This window comes from Desulforhabdus sp. TSK (assembly GCF_022836495.1).
Classification (GTDB): Bacteria; Desulfobacterota; Syntrophobacteria; order Syntrophobacterales; family Syntrophobacteraceae; genus Desulforhabdus.
On record NZ_BQXM01000004.1, the window covers coordinates 23,105 to 41,249 of the forward strand.

An 18,145-nucleotide genomic window follows, 5' to 3' on the forward strand; every position below is an offset into this window, starting at 1 on the left:
ATGAGAGTCCCCTATTGGAACATAGATTATGGTTTTTTGATAGACATCCTGGCCATTCCCGCCCTTGCGGTCTTTCTCTCGGGCCTTTACGGCCATTACAGGAAGATCCGCAAGGGAAGTGAGCGGTTGAAGACCCGTTCGGACAAGCTCCCCTGGAAGTTCGGGCCGGTTTTCGTGCGATCGGTTCTGACCAAGGGGATACTGGGTACGGTGATCTACCGCAAGTTTTACACGGGGCTGGCCCACGGGTCTGTTTTCTGGGGCATGCTGGTCCTTGGCCTCGGTACCACGCTTGCCTTTGCAAACCTCATCGCCAAGGTACCCGTTTTCAGCGGGTCCTTCAATCGCTGGTTTATGGCCTTCGGGTTGGACCTCGCGGGGGTCTGCGTTCTTGCCGGGCTCCTGTTTTTCCTCCTGCGCAGGCTCTTTCCCCCGGACAGACTCGTCACCCCCAGGGAGCGCAGCGGCTTTTTTCCCATGGCCTGCCTTCTTGCCGTAATCCTTGTTACGGGGTTTTTGATCGAAGGGATGCGCATCAGGGCTTCCGCCCCGGAGTTGGGTTCTTTCGTGGGCAATTTCGTTGCCGGCCTCATCCCGGGAAGCGATCACATCACTTCCTACCATCGGTACTTATGGTGGTTCCACGGCCTTCTCGCCCTGGCTTTTGTCGTCTATATTCCCTATTCGCCCATGGTCCACATGGTCCTGGCTCCGATCAACACCGCCCTTGCGGATCCGCGGCCCGGCCCGAAGATGGGGGTCATCGATTTTTCCCGGTTCGATGACGAGAGCGGGGAGGAGATGCCCTCCATGGGTGTGGCCAAGCTCGCGGACTTCAGCCGCAAACGGCTGCTCGACTTCGATACGTGCTTGTGGTGCGGCCGGTGCCACGAGGTCTGCCCGGCGGCACAAACGCAACAGCCACTTTCTCCCAAGATGGTAATGGCAACCCTGGCCGGATTTCTATCGGCAAATGACTTCACCGATGACTCCCTGGCCGATGCCATTGGTGTCGACGCCCTCTTTAATTGCACCACTTGCGCGGCGTGCATGGAGGCCTGCCCGGTGTCCATCAACCAGCCCAAAGCGATCATGAAGCTCAGGCAAAACCTGGCGATGGAGCGCTCTGAGCTGCCGGAATTGATGAGCAAGGCGTACAACAGCCTTGAACAGCGCCGGCACCCGTTTTTTGGCACCGGATCCGGCCCGAAGGACTGGCAAAAAGGAATCGATGTGCCGATCTTTGCCCCCGGTCAAACCGAATATCTGCTCTGGGTCGGCTGTGCGGCGACCTACGATGAACGGGCACAAAAGGTCGCACGCGCCATGGTAAAAATTCTCTCCGCTGCCGGCGTTTCTTTCGGAATCCTCTCAAAACCCCGCTGTACGGGAGACCCGGCCAAACAGATCGGAAACGAATTTCTTTTTACAGAGATTGCCCAGGAAAACATCGCCGAGTTTGACGAGCTGGGCATCCAAAAAATCATCACGCTCTGTCCACACTGTTTTAACAGCTTCACCCGTCATTATCCCGAGTTGGGCGGGCACTACGAGGTTATACCGCATTCGGTGCTCATCGGCGAGCTTATCGCGGCGCGCCGACTGGTTCCGGAAAAGAGCGATGAGTCCATTTGCCTGCATGATCCCTGCTATCTGGCCAGGCGCAACCACATCGAAGATCCGCCGCGCCTGGCGCTGGAGGCGGTGGGAAGACTGGTTGAGATGCCGCGGAGCAAAAGGGAAAGTTTTTGCTGCGGTGGAGGCGGCGGCAACTACTGGAGCGAGTCTTCGGGAGTCCGGATCAATCAGGTTCGCGCCAAGGAAGCCCTTGACACGAATACGGATGTAATAGCTACGGCCTGCCCCTTCTGCCTGTTGATGCTCACTGACGGTGCCAAGAAATATACCGAGGACCAAAAAGTGTTCGATATTGCGGAATTGATCGCAGCTCGGTTGAACCTAAACTGACAGGATAATCTCGCCAGTAGTGCCGGGTAAAAGTGAGCACCGGTTGGGCACTCCGTTATGGCGCGGTCTCTTGACCGCGCCATAACGGGAGATGCCAGGTTGAATGATAGCTTCTAACTTCCGCCGCTATGTACTGGGGCGTCAATGTCGGCAAAGCCAAAGTCATTTTGATTTCAATGGGGGGGAACGATGAAGAGAGCAATTTTTGGTTTAATTTTATGTGCTTGGCTATTTATTCCTGGCATGGCATCGGCAGAGACCAATGCCCGGGAGTACATTGCGGCGCCTCCAGGGACTCTTCTGTCCATGCTGTACTATCAACACATTTCGGGCGAATCTCTGTACGCCGACGGCAATAAGGTCGCCCATGCAGATTTGGACGCAAATGTCGGTCTATTCAGGGAAGTCTATTATTTCAATTTGGGACCATTTCTGGGTGCTGCGCACCTGATCATTCCATTCGGGGACCAAAGCCTTGATATCCCGTCAGCAAACGATATCCATCTTTCTGCATCGGGAGTTGGCGACCCGATCCTTCTGGGCAGCTTTTTTTTCATCAACCGCCCCTCGACCAAAACATACCTGGCTTTCAGCCCCTATTTCTTTTTTCCTGTAGGCAATTACTCCAACGATGGGGCATTGACCATGGGCGAGAACCGGTGGCGGTTCAGGGAAGAGGTCAATTTTACGCAGGGCTTTGAAGTGATTCCAAACCACAATGCCTATTTCGAAGTGCTGCTGGGAGGGGATTTCTTGACGGATAACGACGACTACGGGCCTAACAGCGCTACGATGTCGCAGGACCCTATTTTCAATCTCGAAAGCCATCTGAGCTACGATCTGACAAAAGACTGGTGGATTGCTGCAGATTTTTACGGCCACTGGGGCGGTGAAAAGACCGTTGATCATGTATCGTTTGACTCGATCAATACCCAAACCGTTGGTGGCACTCTTGCTTACAACCTCACCCCCGGTTGGCAGGTCCTCTTCCAGTACAAGGGGGATGTGGCGGTCGAAAATGGCATTCCGGCTCAGACATTTCTCGTTCGGTTGCTGTACGCTACCGATATAGGCAAACTTTGCCATTAGCCGTTCCGGGATAGTCATCTGCGCGTTCATCACCGCGTACATCCAGCACTCTCAGACCAGTCAATGTCCCTCTGCTGCTTCGCTCTTATCTGCTGCTTCGCTCTTAAAGGTGGGTAGGAGAGAGAGGGCTACTCACCGTCAAAGCTTTTTGAGACTTGCGATTCTTTTCCATCAGCATAATCGGGGGTGCAGGTTCACTTGTTTGTCTCATGTAAATGGCAAAGTTGGTGGATGCAATTATATATCTTAGCACGCTTGAGGAGATTAGCATATGCAACCCTTAAAACTACATCTGATTTTTTTTGTGGCAATGGTCATTATGGTATCGGGAACGCCCCTGGCTTTTGCACAACAGGAACCGCAGAAGATCAAGGCCAGGATAGAAATGAAATCAGGGGATGAAGTGACTTTTTTTTACGGGGGCACAGCTATAGAGAAGTGCTTTCCTGTTGGTGCCGTGATGAAAGTCTATGAAAAAGTGCAGGCTTTCGGTTTGAACGAGAAGCGGAGGATCGGCAAGGTACGAATACTTTCACATGAAGGTCCGAACTACTTCAAAGCTCAAGTGATCGAAGGCACAATAGGACCTGGGGATGTGGTGAAACTGAAACCCGGTGGCGGCCCCGCCGGAATGGCATGCCCCCCCATGCAGTAGACAGATAGGGAGGAATTGAGGAATCCGATGTTTTTTTGCAGTCAGATACTTCCGGCAAAGCCGGAGGTATCTGACTGCTGAGTCTCCTGGGAAACGGGCGCCATGCCCGGCGCGAGGTGTTGCTCAAACTCATCCCACTGCTGACTGTCCGTTCCCTGGATGCGACCCTCGATGAAGAGATCCGGGGAGCGTCTGTCCAGAAATTCCCCGTTGTTCATGGCGAGGTCTCCTTTGCGTGTCAGGAGGATGTCCGTGGCGACAGACTCACATGAAGGCAGAATAGAGAGGGAGGGTTTGAGCTCGTCACGGATTGCGCATCACGGTTTGTCTTGTCTTTCCGCACCAGAAGAAAATGATGCGGCAGGCTCGACCCCGCAGACGGCAGAGTAAGATGGCGTAAAATATTTGAGCTTGAGCCTGAGGGCCACGTTGACCAGGCTAATGAGCACGGGCACCTCGACCAGGGGGCCGATGACGGCCGCAAAGGCCTGGCCGGAGTTGACCCCGAAGACAGCGATAGCGACGGCGATCGCAAGCTCGAAATTATTCGATGCCGCTGTAAAGCTCAAGGTCGCCGCTTGCCCGTAACTGGCGGAGACCTTCTTCGAGAGGAAGAAGGAAACGAGGAACATAACCACAAAGTAGATGCAAAGCGGGATGGTGATCCGGATAACGTCGAGCGGAAGTTGGACGATGTATTCCCCCTTGAGAGAGAACATGACCAGGATGGTGAAAAGAAGCGCCACGAGGGTCATGGGGCTGATCGCGGGGATGAATTTCCGCTCGTACCAGTTCCGCCCCTTGGTCTTGAGCCCTACCAACCGCGACAGCATGCCGGCGATGAAGGGGATCCCCAGGTAGATGAAGACACTCTCCGCGATCTGCCCCATGGAGATGTCCACCACTGTTCCCGTCATGCCCATCCACCGAGGCAGCACGGTGATGAAGATGTAGGCGTACACGGAGAAAAAGAACACCTGGAAGATGGAGTTGAAGGCTACGAGGCCGGCGCAGTATTCCGTGTCGCCTCCCGCAAGGTCGTTCCACACGATAACCATCGCAATACAGCGTGCCAGGCCGATCAGGATCAGCCCGACCATGTACTCGGGATGGCCCGGAAGAAACGTGATGGCCAAGAGGAACATGAGAATCGGGCCGATGATCCAGTTCTGAACCAGGGAGAGGGTCAGCAGCCTGACGTTTCGAAAGACCTGACCCAGCTCTTCATATTTCACCTTGGCGAGGGGCGGATACATCATGAGAATCAGACCGATGGCGATCGGAATGTTGGTCGTTCCGACCTGAAACGCGTTGATGCCGTTCTTCACCCCCGGATACAGCCATCCTCCGCCGACCCCGACGAACATCGCCAGGAAAATCCAAAGGGTGAGATAGCGATCGAGAAAGGAAAGCCGCCTGGAAACGGATGATGCCATCGTAATACTCCTACTTGTCTGTCATCGCCCGGGTCAGGTTTTCAGGCATTTTCTCCACGAACCACCGGATCTCGTCCCGCACCCGCCGGTAGGGGATCATGGCTTCGTCGTCCGAGAGTGCATCGGCAGCCAGCCGTGGAGGGTCTTCAAACCCGACGCGCAGCACTGTGGTCTTGGCGGGGAAGAAAGGGCACGATTCATGGGCGCGGTCGCAAACCGTGATCACGAAGTCAAAATCGATCGATTCGAGTGTCGAGACATCCTTGGAACGATGGCTCGAAATGTCGACGCCAGCCTCGGCCATGGCCCGCACGCGGCCCTCGGGTCAATGCCGTGCGGCTGGACCCCGGCAGAATAGGGCTCGATAACGTCCCCTTTCAAAAAACGCGTCCAGCCTTCCGCCATCTGGCTCCGGCACGAGTTGCCCGTGCACAGGAATAAGACTTTCAGCTTCGCCATAGCGCTCTTCCCTTCCAGATCTTGTCGACGCCCCCAAGCAATCCAATCCTGTTTTTGTTGCACCATGTATTTCTCGATGCTTCTCACGCGTGCGTTACTTCCCCAGCCAGGTCTTCACCTCGGCCTTGGATGGAACTTTTCCAACCGATTTCACGGTACCGTCCACGACAACCGCCGGGGTGCTGAAGATCCCCTGCCTGGCAATTTCAGCGATGTCCGTGATGTATTCCACAACTGCGTCGGAGCCGGCTTCTGAAACTGCCTCCTTGACCACTTTTTCGGTTTCATGGCACTCCTTGCATCCAGGACCGAGTACCTTGATTTGCATGACATTTTCTCCTCTCATAAGTTGGCTGAGTTTCCTGGCGACAGTGTTGTGAGCCTCGCCTATCAGATCAACAGATTGAACAGGTAACTCTCACACGCAGATGGACCTATGCTGAAGCGTCTTGATCCGGTTGGGATCCGAAGCGGCTTTTATGACCTTGATAAATTTTTTCACCGTCGATCTTCTCCTCTATAAATTTACGATTACGAATATATTCAGTAAATCTGTATGCGTCAATATATTTTCGGACCTTTCATAATCTCTCCCTCCATGGTCCGTCCTGGATGTCATTAAGAGGCTGTCTAAAAGTTCGTTTCCTCGTTATTCCGTCGGCCTTTAAGCCGGAATCCACCCCAGCGAAGAGCCTGGATCCCGGCTAACCCCCGTGACCGGGCGGTCACAACGAAGGATGAAAAGCCTTAATGACGGCATTTTCACAGGAAAGACCGCCGGAATGACGAAACAAGGTGCATGCTCAGAGTGATTGACTCAATTTTTAGACAGCCTCTAAAGAAAATAGCAAAGCAGCGTATGCGGGAATTCCGACCACGCGAGCGACCCGCTGATTATTATCTTTAAATTCAAGCCACTCCATAATATTTGTCAAATACGATTTTTGAGAGGGTTTCGCTGCCTGTCCGGATGCCTTGAGGACAAGGCAACATCATACGAAAAGGGTTGCCCAAGGCTCGATTGCCGACTTTATCAGCTCTATTCGGACGCATCCTACCCGCATCCCTCTGAGGGATATATGCATGGAAACGGGCTGTGGGCTCTGTCTGGGTATTCTCGTGTAAGAATATGATGGATTCGAGGAGCAGGATGACTTGCCGGAAACCGGCATGGGAAGGCGTTCAAGCGGGTCGTCTCGTCAATAACTTCAATGGAATTTTTGAGTCCAATAATGAACGGTGAGTCAACACAGGAACCAGAGGTTGAGATGAAAGAACTGAGGCCCGATGATCGCCTTGGCGGACCATGGTTTCCGACATTGTGCTGCTCCGGGAGTTCCCCGACATTATCAAAGATTCCATTGCCGCCTATGTGGGATGCGTAGCGGGTGCGGTCCTGAAGGGCCAGTACCTCGAAGCCATCCGATCAGCGGGATTTGAAAATGTGGGGGTTCTCTCCGAGGATGTATTCCCGGTGGACTTGGTGGCTCTCGACCCGACCGCCAAGGCAATCATCGAGGGTCTGCACCTCTCGGAAGAGGAGTTGGCGGACCTTGTTCATTCGGTGGTCAGCATGAAAGTCGAAGCTTTCAAGCCCGACCCGATCCATGCAGGATGATCTCGTAGTTTCCTACGCTTGAACCCATACTTATGATGGATTTTTGATTTTCCCTTTCCTTTCTGTTTTTAGGGGTTATGATTTGTCCAACCCAGGTTGAGTACGTTATTTTAAGTTATGCTGAAAATATATCTTTCGCCAAGGTGAACGATGCCGATTCGGAGTAACTTCAAGTACCGCACCCAAAAATACTAAAAACATGATTTCAAAAAAGGATTCACAGAAATGGCGGAAGGTCAAGTAAAATGGTTTAATGATTCCAAGGGCTTTGGTTTTATCCAATCGGAAGACGGACATGATGTTTTTGTCCATCACTCTGCCATCCAGGGTGAGGGTTTTAAGTCCCTCAGCGAAGGTCAGCGGGTGAGTTTTACCGAAGAAAGAGGTGCAAAGGGGCCTCAGGCAACTAATGTGAAAAAGCTGTAGCCTGAAAATCATTCAGGTATTCTCTACAAATCATAAGAAGCTGGAGTGATGAATAGCTCCAGCTTTTTTATTTGGTTCGCATCGAGGATGATAACATGCACTTTTGATGTATTCTTGCCTCCGGGTGCGAAGATCCTTCGATCTTTTATGTATCTTTCATCCCCTCAATATCACATTCTTCTGATAGCAGGTTGGAATGAGTATTCCGGATATTCCTAAGAAGCGCCAGATGCCATAGGAGGCGATCCAATGCGTAAACGTATGATCATCAAAGATATTCAAAGTGTTACCCCTCCAGACGAAAGCTGGCTGGATCTGGTCAGCATAGCGCAGGCAGAGCTCACGTCTGAGGATCCGTCCTTCCCCATTGAGTCGGCTCTGAAGCCAGGCATGGGATCGGGCTGGCGGGCTTCCGAGCCGGGAAGACAGACAGTTCGGCTGTTGTTTGACGAGCCGGTGAGGATCAGGCGCGCTCATCTGGTGTTTCACGAAGAGGAGCGGCAGCGCACTCAGGAGATCCTGTTGCGATGGTCCTCCGATGGCGGGCATTCGTACCAGGACATTGTGCGCCAGCAGTATAACTTCAGCCCTCCCGACAGTACCCGCGAAATAGAAGACTATGAGGTTGATCTTGCCGGGTTGACGACACTGGAATTAATCCTTTCTCCCGACATCAGCGGAGGAGATGCCCGCGCATCGATTGCCGAGCTGCGCCTCGCGTGATCCCCATGCAAGTGTCACTTGTCCGAAGTACAGGGAAGCTGTGCTTTTGAGGAGGATCGAAGTATGACAGAGAGGGCACGGAGTTTATGAAAGCTGCACGTTTCATTGCCGCCTGGTCGGTCGCTATCTTATCATTTCTCCTGCGCCGGAGTTGCCGCGTCCGGTGGCATGACGACCCACGGCCTTCTCTGCATGAGGAGGGCTGTCCGTATGCCAACGCGATTCTGCATTGCCACCAGGTCGCCGCCATCATCGGGTGTGAACCGGGAACCGGCGCCATAGTCTCCCTCTCGGCCGATGGTGACCTCTTGGTCCCCAGTCTGTACGTACACGGTATTGTCCCCATTAGCCGGGGCGAGCATCAGAAAGCTTTTACCTTGACCCTATTTCTGGTAAAAGCTGGCTACTTGAGAATCTTTGGCATCCACGAACAACCCCACAACCCCAGCCACCTGTCTCATCGTAACGTCCACCCGGCGCATGGCATCGACAAATAGGAGTCTTCCGTAACCGTTTCCCTGAAAATGTGAATCAATGGCGAGACGCGCGAGCCTCGCAGCTGGAAGATGCGACCCGGGTGTGTCATGCCGGTTTTGTCGATGGCCGCCAGGATACCATTCGGCGGCTGAGCAATCGATTTGACACTTCCGGCTCGCTCCGGAGATCGGCGGAACAGAATGGGCTTTGGCACAGACTATTGTGGCGGCCAGAGGATCGGCAGCAGCCAGACGGAGACAAGCATGGTGATGATCGTCAGGGGGACGCCGACTTTCATGTAATCGGTGAAGCGGTAGCCGCCGGGACCCATGACGAGCAGGTGCGCCGGGTGCGACAGGGGACTTGCGAAGCTCGCGGATGCCGATATGGCTACGGTCATCATGAGGAGATGCGGCGAGATCCCCAACGTGCTTGCCGTGCTCATGGCCACGGGCGCCATCAACACCACGAGCGCCGCTGTGGGAATGACTTGCGTGCCGATGACGGTCACCAGGTAAAATGAGGCGACGACCCAGCGGGGTCCGAACCCGCCCACCGCCGAAACAAGGGCTTCAGCCGCCATCTCTGCAGCTCCCGTATTTTCGACAGCGACCCCCAGGGGCAGCATCCCCGCGATCAGGAATATCACCTTCCACTCGATGGCCCGATAGGCTTCATCCATGCTCAGGCATCCGAAAAGGACCATCAGAGCGGCCCCGGTAATGCCTGCAATGGCTATGGGAACAAGACCGAAGATCGCACTCAAAAGCACCGCAAGCATGATGAGGATGGAGATGCGGGCTTTTTCCAGGCGTGGGGCGCTGGCAGCATCCTTATCCAGCACCAGGAAATCCGGATTGCGTGCGAGGATTTCGATTTTACTGCGCTGCCCGTAGACCAGCAGGGCATCCCCAAACTCGAGGGGCATGTCCTGCAGCCCGGTGCGATAGGCCCGGCCCTTTCTCCAAATGGCCAGCACGCTGAGGCCGTAGTGATCGCGGAAGAACAGGTCGGCAAGGGTGCGCCCCGCCAGGTGCGTTCTGGGCGAGAGCAGGACCTCCGTAGCACAAACTTGCTGCGACTCGAGCTCCGCCAACAGGTTGGAGGTCTGTTCCGCAATTTCAAGTTCCTGAAGTCCTTCCAGGACTTCGAGATCACGCGGCGCGCCCTGGAGCAGGAGGATGTCGTCCGCCTGGACCGTCTCATGAGGGGAGGGCATGCACAGCGGTTCCCCGTCGCGCACGATGCCCGTCACGGTGAGGCCGAACGCATTCCCCAGGCGACTATCCACAAGGTTATGATCGGCAAGCACCGATCCGGCAGGAACGCGGACGGCCAACAGGTGATAGCGCCCCCCGGAGAGCTCTTCCACTGCGTCCGCTTCCAGAAAGCGCAGCTCCGAGACGAAGCCCAGTCGAGCGATCTCTTCGAGAGACTCGCGTTCTCCCTGCATCAGCAGCCTCTGCCCGATGGAGAGTTGATGGTGTTTCAGATCCCCCACGACATCCCCGTTTTCGGAGAGCACTGCAAACACATGCACACGGTGGCTGCGGCGCAAATCGCTCTGACCCAGTGTGAGTCCGACAAGCGGTGACCCTTCCATGACCTGTCCCTCGGCGACGGGAAGTTTCCGGGAAACGAGGTCCTGAAATGGGCTCGATGACTCGATCTGAAGGTGATGACTCCCGTGAAGACGCTCCAGGTGGTCGGGGCGGCCATGAACAATGAGGACATCCCCGGCCTGAAGGACGTCGGTTGGTCGAGGGCCGAGCATCAGCACCCCCTGCCGCTGGAGGGCCACGACAGTCACGTAAAGGGCCGTTCCCAGCCTGCTCTCGGCAAGAGTGTGACCATGGAGAAGAGAGCTCGGTGGGATGCGGATGCTGAAAATGAACTTGTCGAGGTCGTAAGAGCTGCCCAGCACGAGGCCGGCGTCAGCCTCGGAGCTCGAGCTCCGTGCGGGGAGCAGGTAGCGTCCGAAGATTACCGTGAAAGCAATGCCGGCGGCAACAACGGCCGCTGTGATAGGCGTAAAGTCGAAAATGGCAAACGGTCGCAGGCCGTGGGCTCGAAGGATGTCCGTCGCCAGGATGTTGGGTGGAGTTGAAATGCCGGTGAATGGTCCGCCCAGAAGGCATCCGAGGGCCAGGGGCATGAGGAGGCGAGAAGGGGGACGCCCGCTGCGCCTTGCAAGCTCCATGGTCGCCGGCAGCAGGATGGCGGCGACCGTCACCGTGTTGATGAGGGCCGAGAGGAGGCTTGCCGCAGCCATCAAAGCCGCCATGAGGATGGGTTCCCTCGCCTTTGCGAACCTCTGGAGCGGCTGGCCCAGCTGGTGTGCGATTCCGGTGCGCGTGAGCCCTGCCGAAAGGATGAACATGGCCCACACGGTGACGACAGCGGGGCTGCTGAATCCCGCCAATGCATCCTGCGGGGTGACCAAACCCGTCAACGCGAGGGCCGACAACACCAGCAGCCCCACCACGTCGACCCGCAACCGGCCGTCGATGAACACGACGAGGGCAATGGATACGATGGCAAGAAGTATGAGCATCTGAGCTGTCAAAACACATCCTTGTCGCAGGACTGTTGGAACCAAGAGAGGAACCGTCAGGACATGGGCCACCTCCAAAGCGTCGACGCACTATGCCATAAAATCCATCGAATGCCAAACAGGGTGTCAGGACGACGCCGATGCTCCGGCACTCAGTGTCCGGTCCTCACATCGTGGACCCCTAAACCTCCCGAAGAGAACTGCTCCATGATGATCTCGTGGAACTTCCTCTGCTGCGATGGAGACAGAAGCTCCCGCTCTTCCAGGATGTGCTCGATCACCTCGTTTTCCAGCTCCGCCTGATGCGTCAGGATCTGTTGGGCTACGGCACGGAGGCGATTCCTGTCGGGTGGATCGGCAAAAAGCCGGCGCGCCAGCTCGGTTCTTTCACGGAGCAGGTTTTCCCTGATCTGACCTACCCTCGGCAGAAAGGTGCTCCGAATCTCCTGAACCTGAGCCTTCTGCTCCGCCGTCAGATCCGGGATCAAATCCAGGTAGCCCTTGATGGCTCTCCGCCTTTCCCGGGAGCGCTTCAGCCGAAAATAAACGGCAGTGAGCGAGACGGATGCAAAGACGAGAGCCGAGAGAAATCCCAAAAAAAAGCTTCCCAAGTCCATTTTGAAACCTCAAATACGTCCAGAGAAGAATCCATGTTGCTAGATCTTCAGCCAGCCCCTCCTGAGGGAATTGTCCAAAATGACCCCTACGAGGAAAGCCACACCCATGTTCCACATGGCAAAAGCGGTCACGATGATCATCACGTAGAAATCGGCCTTCTTATCTCCAATGTCCTTCACGACAATGGCGAGCTCCGAGCCTGCGAAGAACAGGATCACGCCCAGGATGGCATTGGGGAAAATCTTGAAGATGATGGAAACGGAATCGCTGAAAAAGAGGGCAATGAGAACCAATATGACTCCGAGGATCACCAGGGCGCCCCCGGTCCTGGCCCCGAATCGCACATGCCCGGCCATTCCGCCCGCTCCGTGGCACATGGGAATGCCGCCGAACAGGGGCGAAACCAGGTTCATGATGCCCTGAGAGATGGCGATCTTCTCCTCGGTGACCTTTCTGTCGGGGAACAGCTGGTTGTTTTCGGCGACAATGGCGATCACCGCGTTGCCCAGGGTCAAAGGGATCTGAGGAATCGTGAAAAGCAGTGTGCCCGTGATGAGATCATTCCAGGAGATCATGGGGATACTGAAAACCGGCAGCTTGAAGCCGATGTGGATGGAGGCCAGCTCCGACATGACCTCCGGGTTCATGATCATCCCGGAGACAACTCCGATGATCAACAGCACAAACATGGCGGGAATTTTCGGGTTCGTGAGAAGGAGGTACGTGATGACAAGGGCGCAGCCCGCAAGGACGGGCGCTCCCCTCATCCGCTTGATCCCATCGACCATGAAGGTGAGGCCGAGGCCCAGCATGATGCCGCGAACCACAGGCTTAGTGGCCAGCTTGGCGATGGGACGAATGATCCCTGTCACGCCTGCAACCAGCCAGAAAAGGCCCGTGGTGAGGCCGGCGCCATAGACGGCTGCCGGGCTGATTCCCCCTGCGATGGCGGCCGCCCCGATGGCTTTCATGGGTTGAATGGGAAGCGGGGTCCTGTAGTAAAGTCCGGACGCCAGCAGGGTGATGCCGAACATGAAAAGAAGCCCCAGGGGGGGCATTTTTACGATGCTGATGTAGGCAACGACGAAAGGGATCAGGGTGCCGATGTCTCCGAACGCTCCCGCCCATTCCATGCGGTTGTAGAGATTTCTTGTCCTGACGGCCACTGCTCCCTCGGGGAGCTCTGCTCCGCCACCTTCAGCCCCACCCTTAGCCAGCTTGACGTTTGTTTCCATAGCCGAACTATCCCTTCTGAATTTGGCGTTTGAGGCCATGTGCTCACCTGTCGGCCGATATCAAATTGACATAGATATAGCCCATGGAGAGCGGAGGAAAATCATTGAATTCATTCAGCGCTCCCGTGGTCGGCAAGCGCGGTGGGCTCACCACCTCCATAAAATTTTCCACAATTCCCGACAGCCGTTCCCAAAGTGAAAATCGTGCTGGAGCCTCCTCGGCGTCCGGCGCGGCGGATCCCCTCGCCGCACTGATCATCCGGACGGTAAAATCCGGACCTGGATCGATCTTCGGAAGACTCCGGACTTTTTCACTCAGCCCTCGAAACTCCTCCAGCGTCTGGCGGCACTCCATGCACTGCTGGAGATGATACGCCAGCTGCCGCGCGGATGGGGCATCGAGCTCGTGATCCAGGTAAGCCGAGAGTTTCCTTCTCGCGTGGCGACATTCCATGGTCTGCTCCTTGTATTCTCCCGATGCTTTTCTTTTTACCGGATCAGAGAGGTGCGTCATGGCCTCTGCTGCCGGAGGGCGTCTCCCCGGATGCCTTTACCATCTGCCTCAAACGGCTGCGGGCCCTGAAGATGAGGGATTCCACACTCGAAACCGTTACATTCAGGATGGCGCCGATCTCCTGGTAAGACAAATCCTCGGTTATCTTGAGGAGCAACGCAGCCCTCTGTTTTTCTGGAAGCCGGCCAATTGCCGACATGAGCCGTTCATCCCGCTCCCTGTCGGCTATCTCTGCAGGCCCGGGAGGCGCTGACCCCATAAAACATTCGCCTTCGATCGAGATGCGGTCCAGGAGGCTATCCAGGCGCCTGCGGCGCTTCAGCTCGTTGGCCGAAAGGTTGTACGCGACCTTGAAGAGCCAGTTGGACACTTTTCCCCTGGGCTCAAACAGTGGCGCCGCTTGAAACATGCGCAGGAATACCTCCTGGGCAAGGTCCTGGGCCAGGTAAAAGTCTCCGACATACCTGTAGATGAAGCTGACAATCGGTTTCTGGTAGCGCGCTACAAGAGTCTCGAAGGCTTGTTCGTCATGGTTTGCAACAGCTCTGATGAGATGGAATTCCGGATCTTCCATAAGATACTCGATAGTCAGACCAGCGACACTCACCCACCCTCGGCGCTCTCCATCCGCGAAGCCCTGGAGGGGAAGCAGCACCCATCACACCCTGGACACCAAGACGGGGTGTTCCCATCATCCACTTCTCACAGTTAAACAACCGAAAGCTCAAAAACTTGCGTTCGAATCGGGGCAAATGAAAAAAAAACCGTTTCGGTTGCTCCATACTACACGTCCACACAATAATGTGTCGATCTCGCCCCTCGTCATGCCGGCAGTTTTTAAGCCGGCATCCAATTTCTTCTGTTGATTCCGCCTAACTGCCGGAATGACGAGAGGTTGGTTGAGTCAACATCATCGCCTGCCGCTCAAGGAGGGAATCGCACGTTCCCATAGCATGAAAACTTTCGACAACGTGTAGTAGATTGTACCTGGACCATCGTGTATGATCGCATCGACTCAAGCAAGCGGGTTTCAGGGCTTGGGTGAAGTCTCCGAACCCGCTCCATCGGGAGTTTCGGGAAAAAACAGAAAAGCCGTTTCCTGCGTTTTCGCAGGGCATTATACATTTTTGAAAGGAGATGAGCTTATGGACATTGATCTGCGAAAAATGACGGATGCCGAGTTGGATCAGTTGTGGAGTGCAGTTTTTATCGAACGCATGAGACGCCTGCAACCGGAGCCTCAACAGACCCTGCACATCGAGCTGGAGGAGGGTGTCGATGAGCATTATGCGGACATGATCCGCTGGTCGGATGGTGCGTTTAAAATGCCGCAAAACGAGGAATGAGGCGGGAGCTGCAGGAGCGATCTTTCGGAGGATCGCTGTTTTTCATCCCGGCCGCGGGGTGCCCTGGAAAAAGTTGAACGACCCTGAAGCACCCATGACCTGGCATAGATGATTCGATATTGCGCTGCCGCCCGCCGGGAAAGCTTTTGGCGGAGGCGGAGAGAGGCGGCTGGAAGAAACGCCATGAACAGACGATGTTTTTTGAGGCTGCTGGCAGGACTGCCTGTTTTCAGCGCATTGGCCGGTTCTTTATGGGGTGCAGCTCCATTCGCATCACAGGGCTCCGAAGTCGTTCCCCGGGAATCTATCGGACAGGCCTTTTCAGGGGAAGCACTCCAGTACGAGATTACTTTTCCCCTCTTCGGCAGAGTCGCCGTAGTGACGATGACCTTTACCCCCGCTGAGGAGAAGGGCAAGTACGTGGGTACCCTCCAGGGAGAGACCGTCGGTTTCTTTGGATTGTCCACGCGCTATCGGAAAGACAGCTATCGCTCCGTCATGGAAGAACTGGATCAGGGGACGCGCCTGAGGTCGCTCCTGTTCGAGGAACGGGTGCAGATCGGAAGCAAATCGAGGCAGCGCACGCATACTTTTGACCACGGCAGTCGCAAGTGGGTCCAGCGCAGGGTGGGGAAGAGCGGAGCCACCAGCGAAACGACTCACGATATTCCCCTTGAACGGGATTACAATGATTTTTTGGCTGCGGCATACAATTTCCGTTACGGCGTCTACGGTACCCCGGAGAAGGGCAGGACCTACAATGTGCCCGTCTTTCCCAGGAAGCGGGCTCAAACCTATGATGTGAGGATCGTTTCCTTGGAGGAAGAGGATCGCCTGAGACGCCGCGAGTCCCCCCAGGCGGGCAGCGCCTATCGCGTCGAGCTTGCCATGGACCCGGAAGTGCTGCATTCCAAGGGAGGCCGCATCGATGGGTGGCTCTCCAGGGAGCTATACCCGGTGGAAGGCGTCATCAAGGATGTGCTGTTTTTTGGAGATGTGCGCGGAACGCTCCTGAGAAGGGAAATGAAAGGAGCCGGCGAGGAGATCCATCTTTCTTCACCCCCGCATGCGTGAACCGAAGGGCCGGTGGTCCATGGTGCCGGCTCAGTCTCCGATGGGCATTCCGGCGAGGCCGGGAATCCATCATCTACTCTTGCCTGACGGTACATGGAACTGCGTTTTGATGGCCTGTAAGCCGCGGCCGAGATCCTCATTTTCGAGCACGACCGAGATGGAATGAACGGCACAGCTCAAGGCCAGGGGTTTGATGCCCGCAGTTTGGAGGCTCTCCGCCAGGACTCCTGCAATGCGGTATCGATCCCCGAAGTGAGGACCGTGAAGGAAAATGCCGGCTGCATCGTGCACTGAGGAGGCAGCGTTCGGCACGTGCGCCTGGAGCGCCTTCATGACGTCCCGGCGCTTGGAGCTCGAAAAACAAAAACTCACGACCACTTCATCCGGGCGGTCCCAATGGGCGACGAAGAAAGGCATCTTCGTTCCCAGGGCATCCAGCTCCCGGAGTGCATCCCCCATCTGCTTCAGTTCGGTCCGATTCAGGAGCAGGGTCCAGAGGTCGAGGTCCGGCTGTTCCAGGACGGCGTAGACCTTGAGGGTCTGTTCGTCGTAGGAGCCCACAACATTCCTGAACATTTCCTCTTTTCCCACATATGCGGCCTGCCATTCCAGGGGGGATCGATACGTGGGAAATTCAAAGACATCGAAGATGCTGTCGATGGTTTGCTTGGTGTCCTCCGACGCAACCACGACCGACATGGCGGAAGGGGAACTGGCGATCCCGATGGGGCGCATATCCTCGCGCGCCATGAGATCGAGAATCGCTCCCATGATGAAAGGCCTTCCATCGTGTGGAAATACCGAAAGAATACTGGTATCGTGGCGGAGCTGCGGCATTTCGCCGGCGCCCAGCTTGATGAGGAGGTAACTGGTGAAGCTGTTGATGCTGTCGGTAGACAGGGCGGTTGAGGAATGCCCCTTTCCGTCGTCGGCGATATGAGTCACCTGGCTGATATTGATTTGCTCGGCGGCCAGTCGACTGCAAATGCCTGCCAGAGACTCCTCGCCCTGGTTGGAGTACCAATCGACATAAGACCGTCCTTCCAAGATTTTTATCCCGCCCAGAGTTATTTTTGCCATGGCTCGAATGAATCCCTTCTGTGTGTGCTCAGATCAGTGTGGGTGGTTTGTCCATGAAGCCAGGTTGTGTTTGAATAGGCGACAGATTAATTCAGCATCGGGTGAGACGCAAATGCTTTGATTGTGTCTTTTTCCTTGCGCCGTTTTGGACAGCTGCTATAGGTGTAGGAGCTGAAGCGAAGATAAAAAGCAACCCATGAACCGAGCAGCAGGATATGATTTTGCGATTGCCTTCCGGCTTGACCATTTCCATACCTCCCGTTCTCCCCTGGGAATCCCGCAGCGCCGCCCTGACCATCCGCAGCCGGTCCGCATTTTATCCCTACCACATCACGTCCAGGCTCTGCCTGGCTCTCCTGGATCATTGCATCAAAACCTTTCACATTCGGAGCCTTTTGGACGTGGGCTGCGGCTCGGGAATCCTGGCCATAGCCGCTGCTGCGATGGGTGTTCCCTTTGTCGTGGGTCTGGATATCGACGCGAGGGCCATCACCGTGTCCCGGGACAATGCCGCCAGGAATCGCCTCCAGGTGCCTCCCCACTGGATTCTGGGGACGGTTGCCTCCCTGCGGGCCGGCTTTGAATGTGTTGCAGCCAATCTTCCGTTTGACCTGCTCCTGGAGACTGCTGCAGACCTGAAACGGCTCCTTCTCCCGGAAGGGCACCTCGTACTTTCCGGTTTCCACGACATCCATTTCCACGGCGTTCAACAAAATATTCTTGCGGAGGAGCTGCGGATCGAAAAGTGGTCGTCGGGCGATCTTTCCTTCGGTGAACTTCCTCCTTCGGGGAGTTACACGTGGATGGCGGTGTGGGCCAGGCGCCTTGCACAAAAGCCGAGTTCCGCCGAGGGCTTTGGGGGATGACGTTAAG

At 55.7% G+C, this 18,145-nt stretch carries 19 protein-coding genes and 1 pseudogene; 9 read left to right on the forward strand and 11 right to left on the reverse strand.

Annotation, left to right across the window (positions count from 1 at the left end; all coding sequences use genetic code 11):
• From MWC30_RS03705 to MWC30_RS03715, 3 genes are all read left to right on the forward strand, one after another.
• On the forward strand, positions 1 to 1,968 hold the full coding sequence (locus MWC30_RS03705) for a (Fe-S)-binding protein (protein WP_244082808.1): 1,968 nt from the start codon (positions 1 to 3) through the stop codon (positions 1,966 to 1,968).
• Between the two features lie 189 nt (positions 1,969 to 2,157).
• Positions 2,158 to 3,057, forward strand: coding sequence for a transporter (locus MWC30_RS03710; RefSeq protein WP_244082809.1), 900 nt, complete (start codon positions 2,158 to 2,160; stop codon positions 3,055 to 3,057).
• A 271-nt stretch (positions 3,058 to 3,328) separates the two neighbouring features.
• Positions 3,329 to 3,712, forward strand: a complete 384-nt coding sequence (locus MWC30_RS03715; protein WP_244082810.1) for a hypothetical protein — start codon at positions 3,329 to 3,331, stop codon at positions 3,710 to 3,712.
• Between the two features lie 41 nt (positions 3,713 to 3,753).
• Here MWC30_RS03715 and MWC30_RS03720 read toward each other — a convergent pair whose 3' ends face one another.
• From MWC30_RS03720 to MWC30_RS03735, 4 genes and pseudogenes are all read right to left on the reverse strand, one after another.
• Entirely contained in the window at positions 3,754 to 3,930 is a 177-nt protein-coding gene (locus tag MWC30_RS03720; RefSeq protein WP_244082811.1) for a hypothetical protein, read from the reverse strand.
• Positions 3,931 to 4,029: 99 nt separating this feature from the next.
• Positions 4,030 to 5,148 carry an ACR3 family arsenite efflux transporter gene (gene arsB, locus MWC30_RS03725; protein WP_244082812.1) on the reverse strand — a complete coding sequence of 373 codons (1,119 nt, stop codon included), beginning with the start codon at positions 5,146 to 5,148 and terminating at the stop codon, positions 4,030 to 4,032.
• Between the two features lie 10 nt (positions 5,149 to 5,158).
• A pseudogene (locus tag MWC30_RS03730) lies at positions 5,159 to 5,607 on the reverse strand (arsenate reductase ArsC).
• 94 nt (positions 5,608 to 5,701) lie between these two features.
• Positions 5,702 to 5,935 carry a thioredoxin family protein gene (locus MWC30_RS03735; RefSeq protein WP_244082813.1) on the reverse strand — a complete coding sequence of 78 codons (234 nt, stop codon included), beginning with the start codon at positions 5,933 to 5,935 and terminating at the stop codon, positions 5,702 to 5,704.
• Positions 5,936 to 6,913: 978 nt separating this feature from the next.
• Here MWC30_RS03735 and MWC30_RS03740 point away from each other — a divergent pair.
• The 3 genes from MWC30_RS03740 (at position 6,914) to MWC30_RS03750 (ending at position 8,374) form a co-directional block, all read left to right on the forward strand.
• Positions 6,914 to 7,225 carry a hypothetical protein gene (locus MWC30_RS03740; protein ID WP_244082814.1) on the forward strand — a complete coding sequence of 104 codons (312 nt, stop codon included), beginning with the start codon at positions 6,914 to 6,916 and terminating at the stop codon, positions 7,223 to 7,225.
• A 225-nt stretch (positions 7,226 to 7,450) separates the two neighbouring features.
• Positions 7,451 to 7,651, forward strand: a complete 201-nt coding sequence (locus MWC30_RS03745) for a cold-shock protein (RefSeq protein ID WP_244082815.1) — start codon at positions 7,451 to 7,453, stop codon at positions 7,649 to 7,651.
• A 261-nt stretch (positions 7,652 to 7,912) separates the two neighbouring features.
• Positions 7,913 to 8,374 carry a hypothetical protein gene (locus tag MWC30_RS03750; RefSeq protein ID WP_244082816.1) on the forward strand — a complete coding sequence of 154 codons (462 nt, stop codon included), beginning with the start codon at positions 7,913 to 7,915 and terminating at the stop codon, positions 8,372 to 8,374.
• Between the two features lie 131 nt (positions 8,375 to 8,505).
• Here the strand turns inward: MWC30_RS03750 and MWC30_RS03755 are convergent, their stop codons facing one another.
• The 6 genes from MWC30_RS03755 to MWC30_RS03780 all read right to left on the reverse strand — a co-directional run bounded on the left by MWC30_RS03755 (position 8,506) and on the right by MWC30_RS03780 (position 14,427).
• A complete protein-coding gene (locus MWC30_RS03755; protein WP_244082817.1) occupies positions 8,506 to 8,706 on the reverse strand; it encodes a hypothetical protein in 201 nt (66 codons plus the stop codon).
• Positions 8,707 to 9,068: 362 nt separating this feature from the next.
• The gene (locus MWC30_RS03760) at positions 9,069 to 11,417 is read right to left on the reverse strand and encodes an SLC13 family permease (RefSeq protein WP_244082818.1); all 2,349 of its coding nucleotides are present in this window, start codon (positions 11,415 to 11,417) and stop codon (positions 9,069 to 9,071) included.
• Positions 11,418 to 11,557: 140 nt separating this feature from the next.
• Entirely contained in the window at positions 11,558 to 12,022 is a 465-nt protein-coding gene (locus MWC30_RS03765; protein ID WP_244082819.1) for a Spy/CpxP family protein refolding chaperone, read from the reverse strand.
• 39 nt (positions 12,023 to 12,061) lie between these two features.
• Positions 12,062 to 13,156, reverse strand: coding sequence for a putative sulfate/molybdate transporter (locus tag MWC30_RS03770; RefSeq protein ID WP_368860795.1), 1,095 nt, complete (start codon positions 13,154 to 13,156; stop codon positions 12,062 to 12,064).
• A gap of 145 nt (positions 13,157 to 13,301) precedes the next feature.
• The gene (locus MWC30_RS03775) at positions 13,302 to 13,712 is read right to left on the reverse strand and encodes an anti-sigma factor (RefSeq protein WP_244082821.1); all 411 of its coding nucleotides are present in this window, start codon (positions 13,710 to 13,712) and stop codon (positions 13,302 to 13,304) included.
• A gap of 43 nt (positions 13,713 to 13,755) precedes the next feature.
• The gene (locus tag MWC30_RS03780; protein WP_244082822.1) at positions 13,756 to 14,427 is read right to left on the reverse strand and encodes an RNA polymerase sigma factor; all 672 of its coding nucleotides are present in this window, start codon (positions 14,425 to 14,427) and stop codon (positions 13,756 to 13,758) included.
• 490 nt (positions 14,428 to 14,917) lie between these two features.
• On the opposite strand from MWC30_RS03780, the gene MWC30_RS03785 reads away from it, so the two are divergent.
• Both MWC30_RS03785 and MWC30_RS03790 read left to right on the forward strand, forming a co-directional pair.
• Positions 14,918 to 15,118: a hypothetical protein gene (locus MWC30_RS03785; protein ID WP_244082823.1), complete on the forward strand. Its 201-nt coding sequence runs from the start codon at positions 14,918 to 14,920 to the stop codon at positions 15,116 to 15,118.
• Between the two features lie 183 nt (positions 15,119 to 15,301).
• Positions 15,302 to 16,192 carry a DUF3108 domain-containing protein gene (locus MWC30_RS03790; RefSeq protein WP_244082824.1) on the forward strand — a complete coding sequence of 297 codons (891 nt, stop codon included), beginning with the start codon at positions 15,302 to 15,304 and terminating at the stop codon, positions 16,190 to 16,192.
• Between the two features lie 69 nt (positions 16,193 to 16,261).
• Here the strand turns inward: MWC30_RS03790 and MWC30_RS03795 are convergent, their stop codons facing one another.
• Complete coding sequence (locus tag MWC30_RS03795) at positions 16,262 to 17,272, reverse strand: hypothetical protein (RefSeq protein ID WP_244082825.1); 1,011 nt, start codon at positions 17,270 to 17,272, stop codon at positions 16,262 to 16,264.
• A 215-nt stretch (positions 17,273 to 17,487) separates the two neighbouring features.
• Here MWC30_RS03795 and MWC30_RS03800 point away from each other — a divergent pair, with 215 nt between their 5' ends.
• A complete protein-coding gene (locus MWC30_RS03800) occupies positions 17,488 to 18,138 on the forward strand; it encodes a 50S ribosomal protein L11 methyltransferase (RefSeq protein WP_244082826.1) in 651 nt (216 codons plus the stop codon).
• Positions 18,139 to 18,145 lie beyond the last annotated feature (7 nt).

Bases quoted from the DNA above. Each gene is read 5' to 3' on its own strand.
- MWC30_RS03770 (WP_368860795.1), bottom strand. From the start codon at position 13,156: ATGGAATGGGCGGGAGCGTTCGGAGACATCGGCACCCTGATCCCTTTC.
- MWC30_RS03800 (WP_244082826.1), top strand. From the start codon at position 17,488: ATGATTTTGCGATTGCCTTCCGGCTTGACCATTTCCATACCTCCCGTT.
- MWC30_RS03720 (WP_244082811.1), bottom strand. From the start codon at position 3,930: ATGAACAACGGGGAATTTCTGGACAGACGCTCCCCGGATCTCTTCATC.
- MWC30_RS03745 (WP_244082815.1), top strand. From the start codon at position 7,451: ATGGCGGAAGGTCAAGTAAAATGGTTTAATGATTCCAAGGGCTTTGGT.
- MWC30_RS03735 (WP_244082813.1), bottom strand. From the start codon at position 5,935: ATGCAAATCAAGGTACTCGGTCCTGGATGCAAGGAGTGCCATGAAACC.
- MWC30_RS03740 (WP_244082814.1), top strand. From the start codon at position 6,914: ATGGTTTCCGACATTGTGCTGCTCCGGGAGTTCCCCGACATTATCAAA.
- MWC30_RS03785 (WP_244082823.1), top strand. From the start codon at position 14,918: ATGGACATTGATCTGCGAAAAATGACGGATGCCGAGTTGGATCAGTTG.
- MWC30_RS03775 (WP_244082821.1), bottom strand. From the start codon at position 13,712: ATGGAATGTCGCCACGCGAGAAGGAAACTCTCGGCTTACCTGGATCAC.
- MWC30_RS03765 (WP_244082819.1), bottom strand. From the start codon at position 12,022: ATGGACTTGGGAAGCTTTTTTTTGGGATTTCTCTCGGCTCTCGTCTTT.
- MWC30_RS03705 (WP_244082808.1), top strand. From the start codon at position 1: ATGAGAGTCCCCTATTGGAACATAGATTATGGTTTTTTGATAGACATC.
- MWC30_RS03795 (WP_244082825.1), bottom strand. From the start codon at position 17,272: ATGGCAAAAATAACTCTGGGCGGGATAAAAATCTTGGAAGGACGGTCT.
- MWC30_RS03750 (WP_244082816.1), top strand. From the start codon at position 7,913: ATGATCATCAAAGATATTCAAAGTGTTACCCCTCCAGACGAAAGCTGG.
- MWC30_RS03715 (WP_244082810.1), top strand. From the start codon at position 3,329: ATGCAACCCTTAAAACTACATCTGATTTTTTTTGTGGCAATGGTCATT.
- arsB (WP_244082812.1), bottom strand. From the start codon at position 5,148: ATGGCATCATCCGTTTCCAGGCGGCTTTCCTTTCTCGATCGCTATCTC.
- MWC30_RS03790 (WP_244082824.1), top strand. From the start codon at position 15,302: ATGAACAGACGATGTTTTTTGAGGCTGCTGGCAGGACTGCCTGTTTTC.
- MWC30_RS03710 (WP_244082809.1), top strand. From the start codon at position 2,158: ATGAAGAGAGCAATTTTTGGTTTAATTTTATGTGCTTGGCTATTTATT.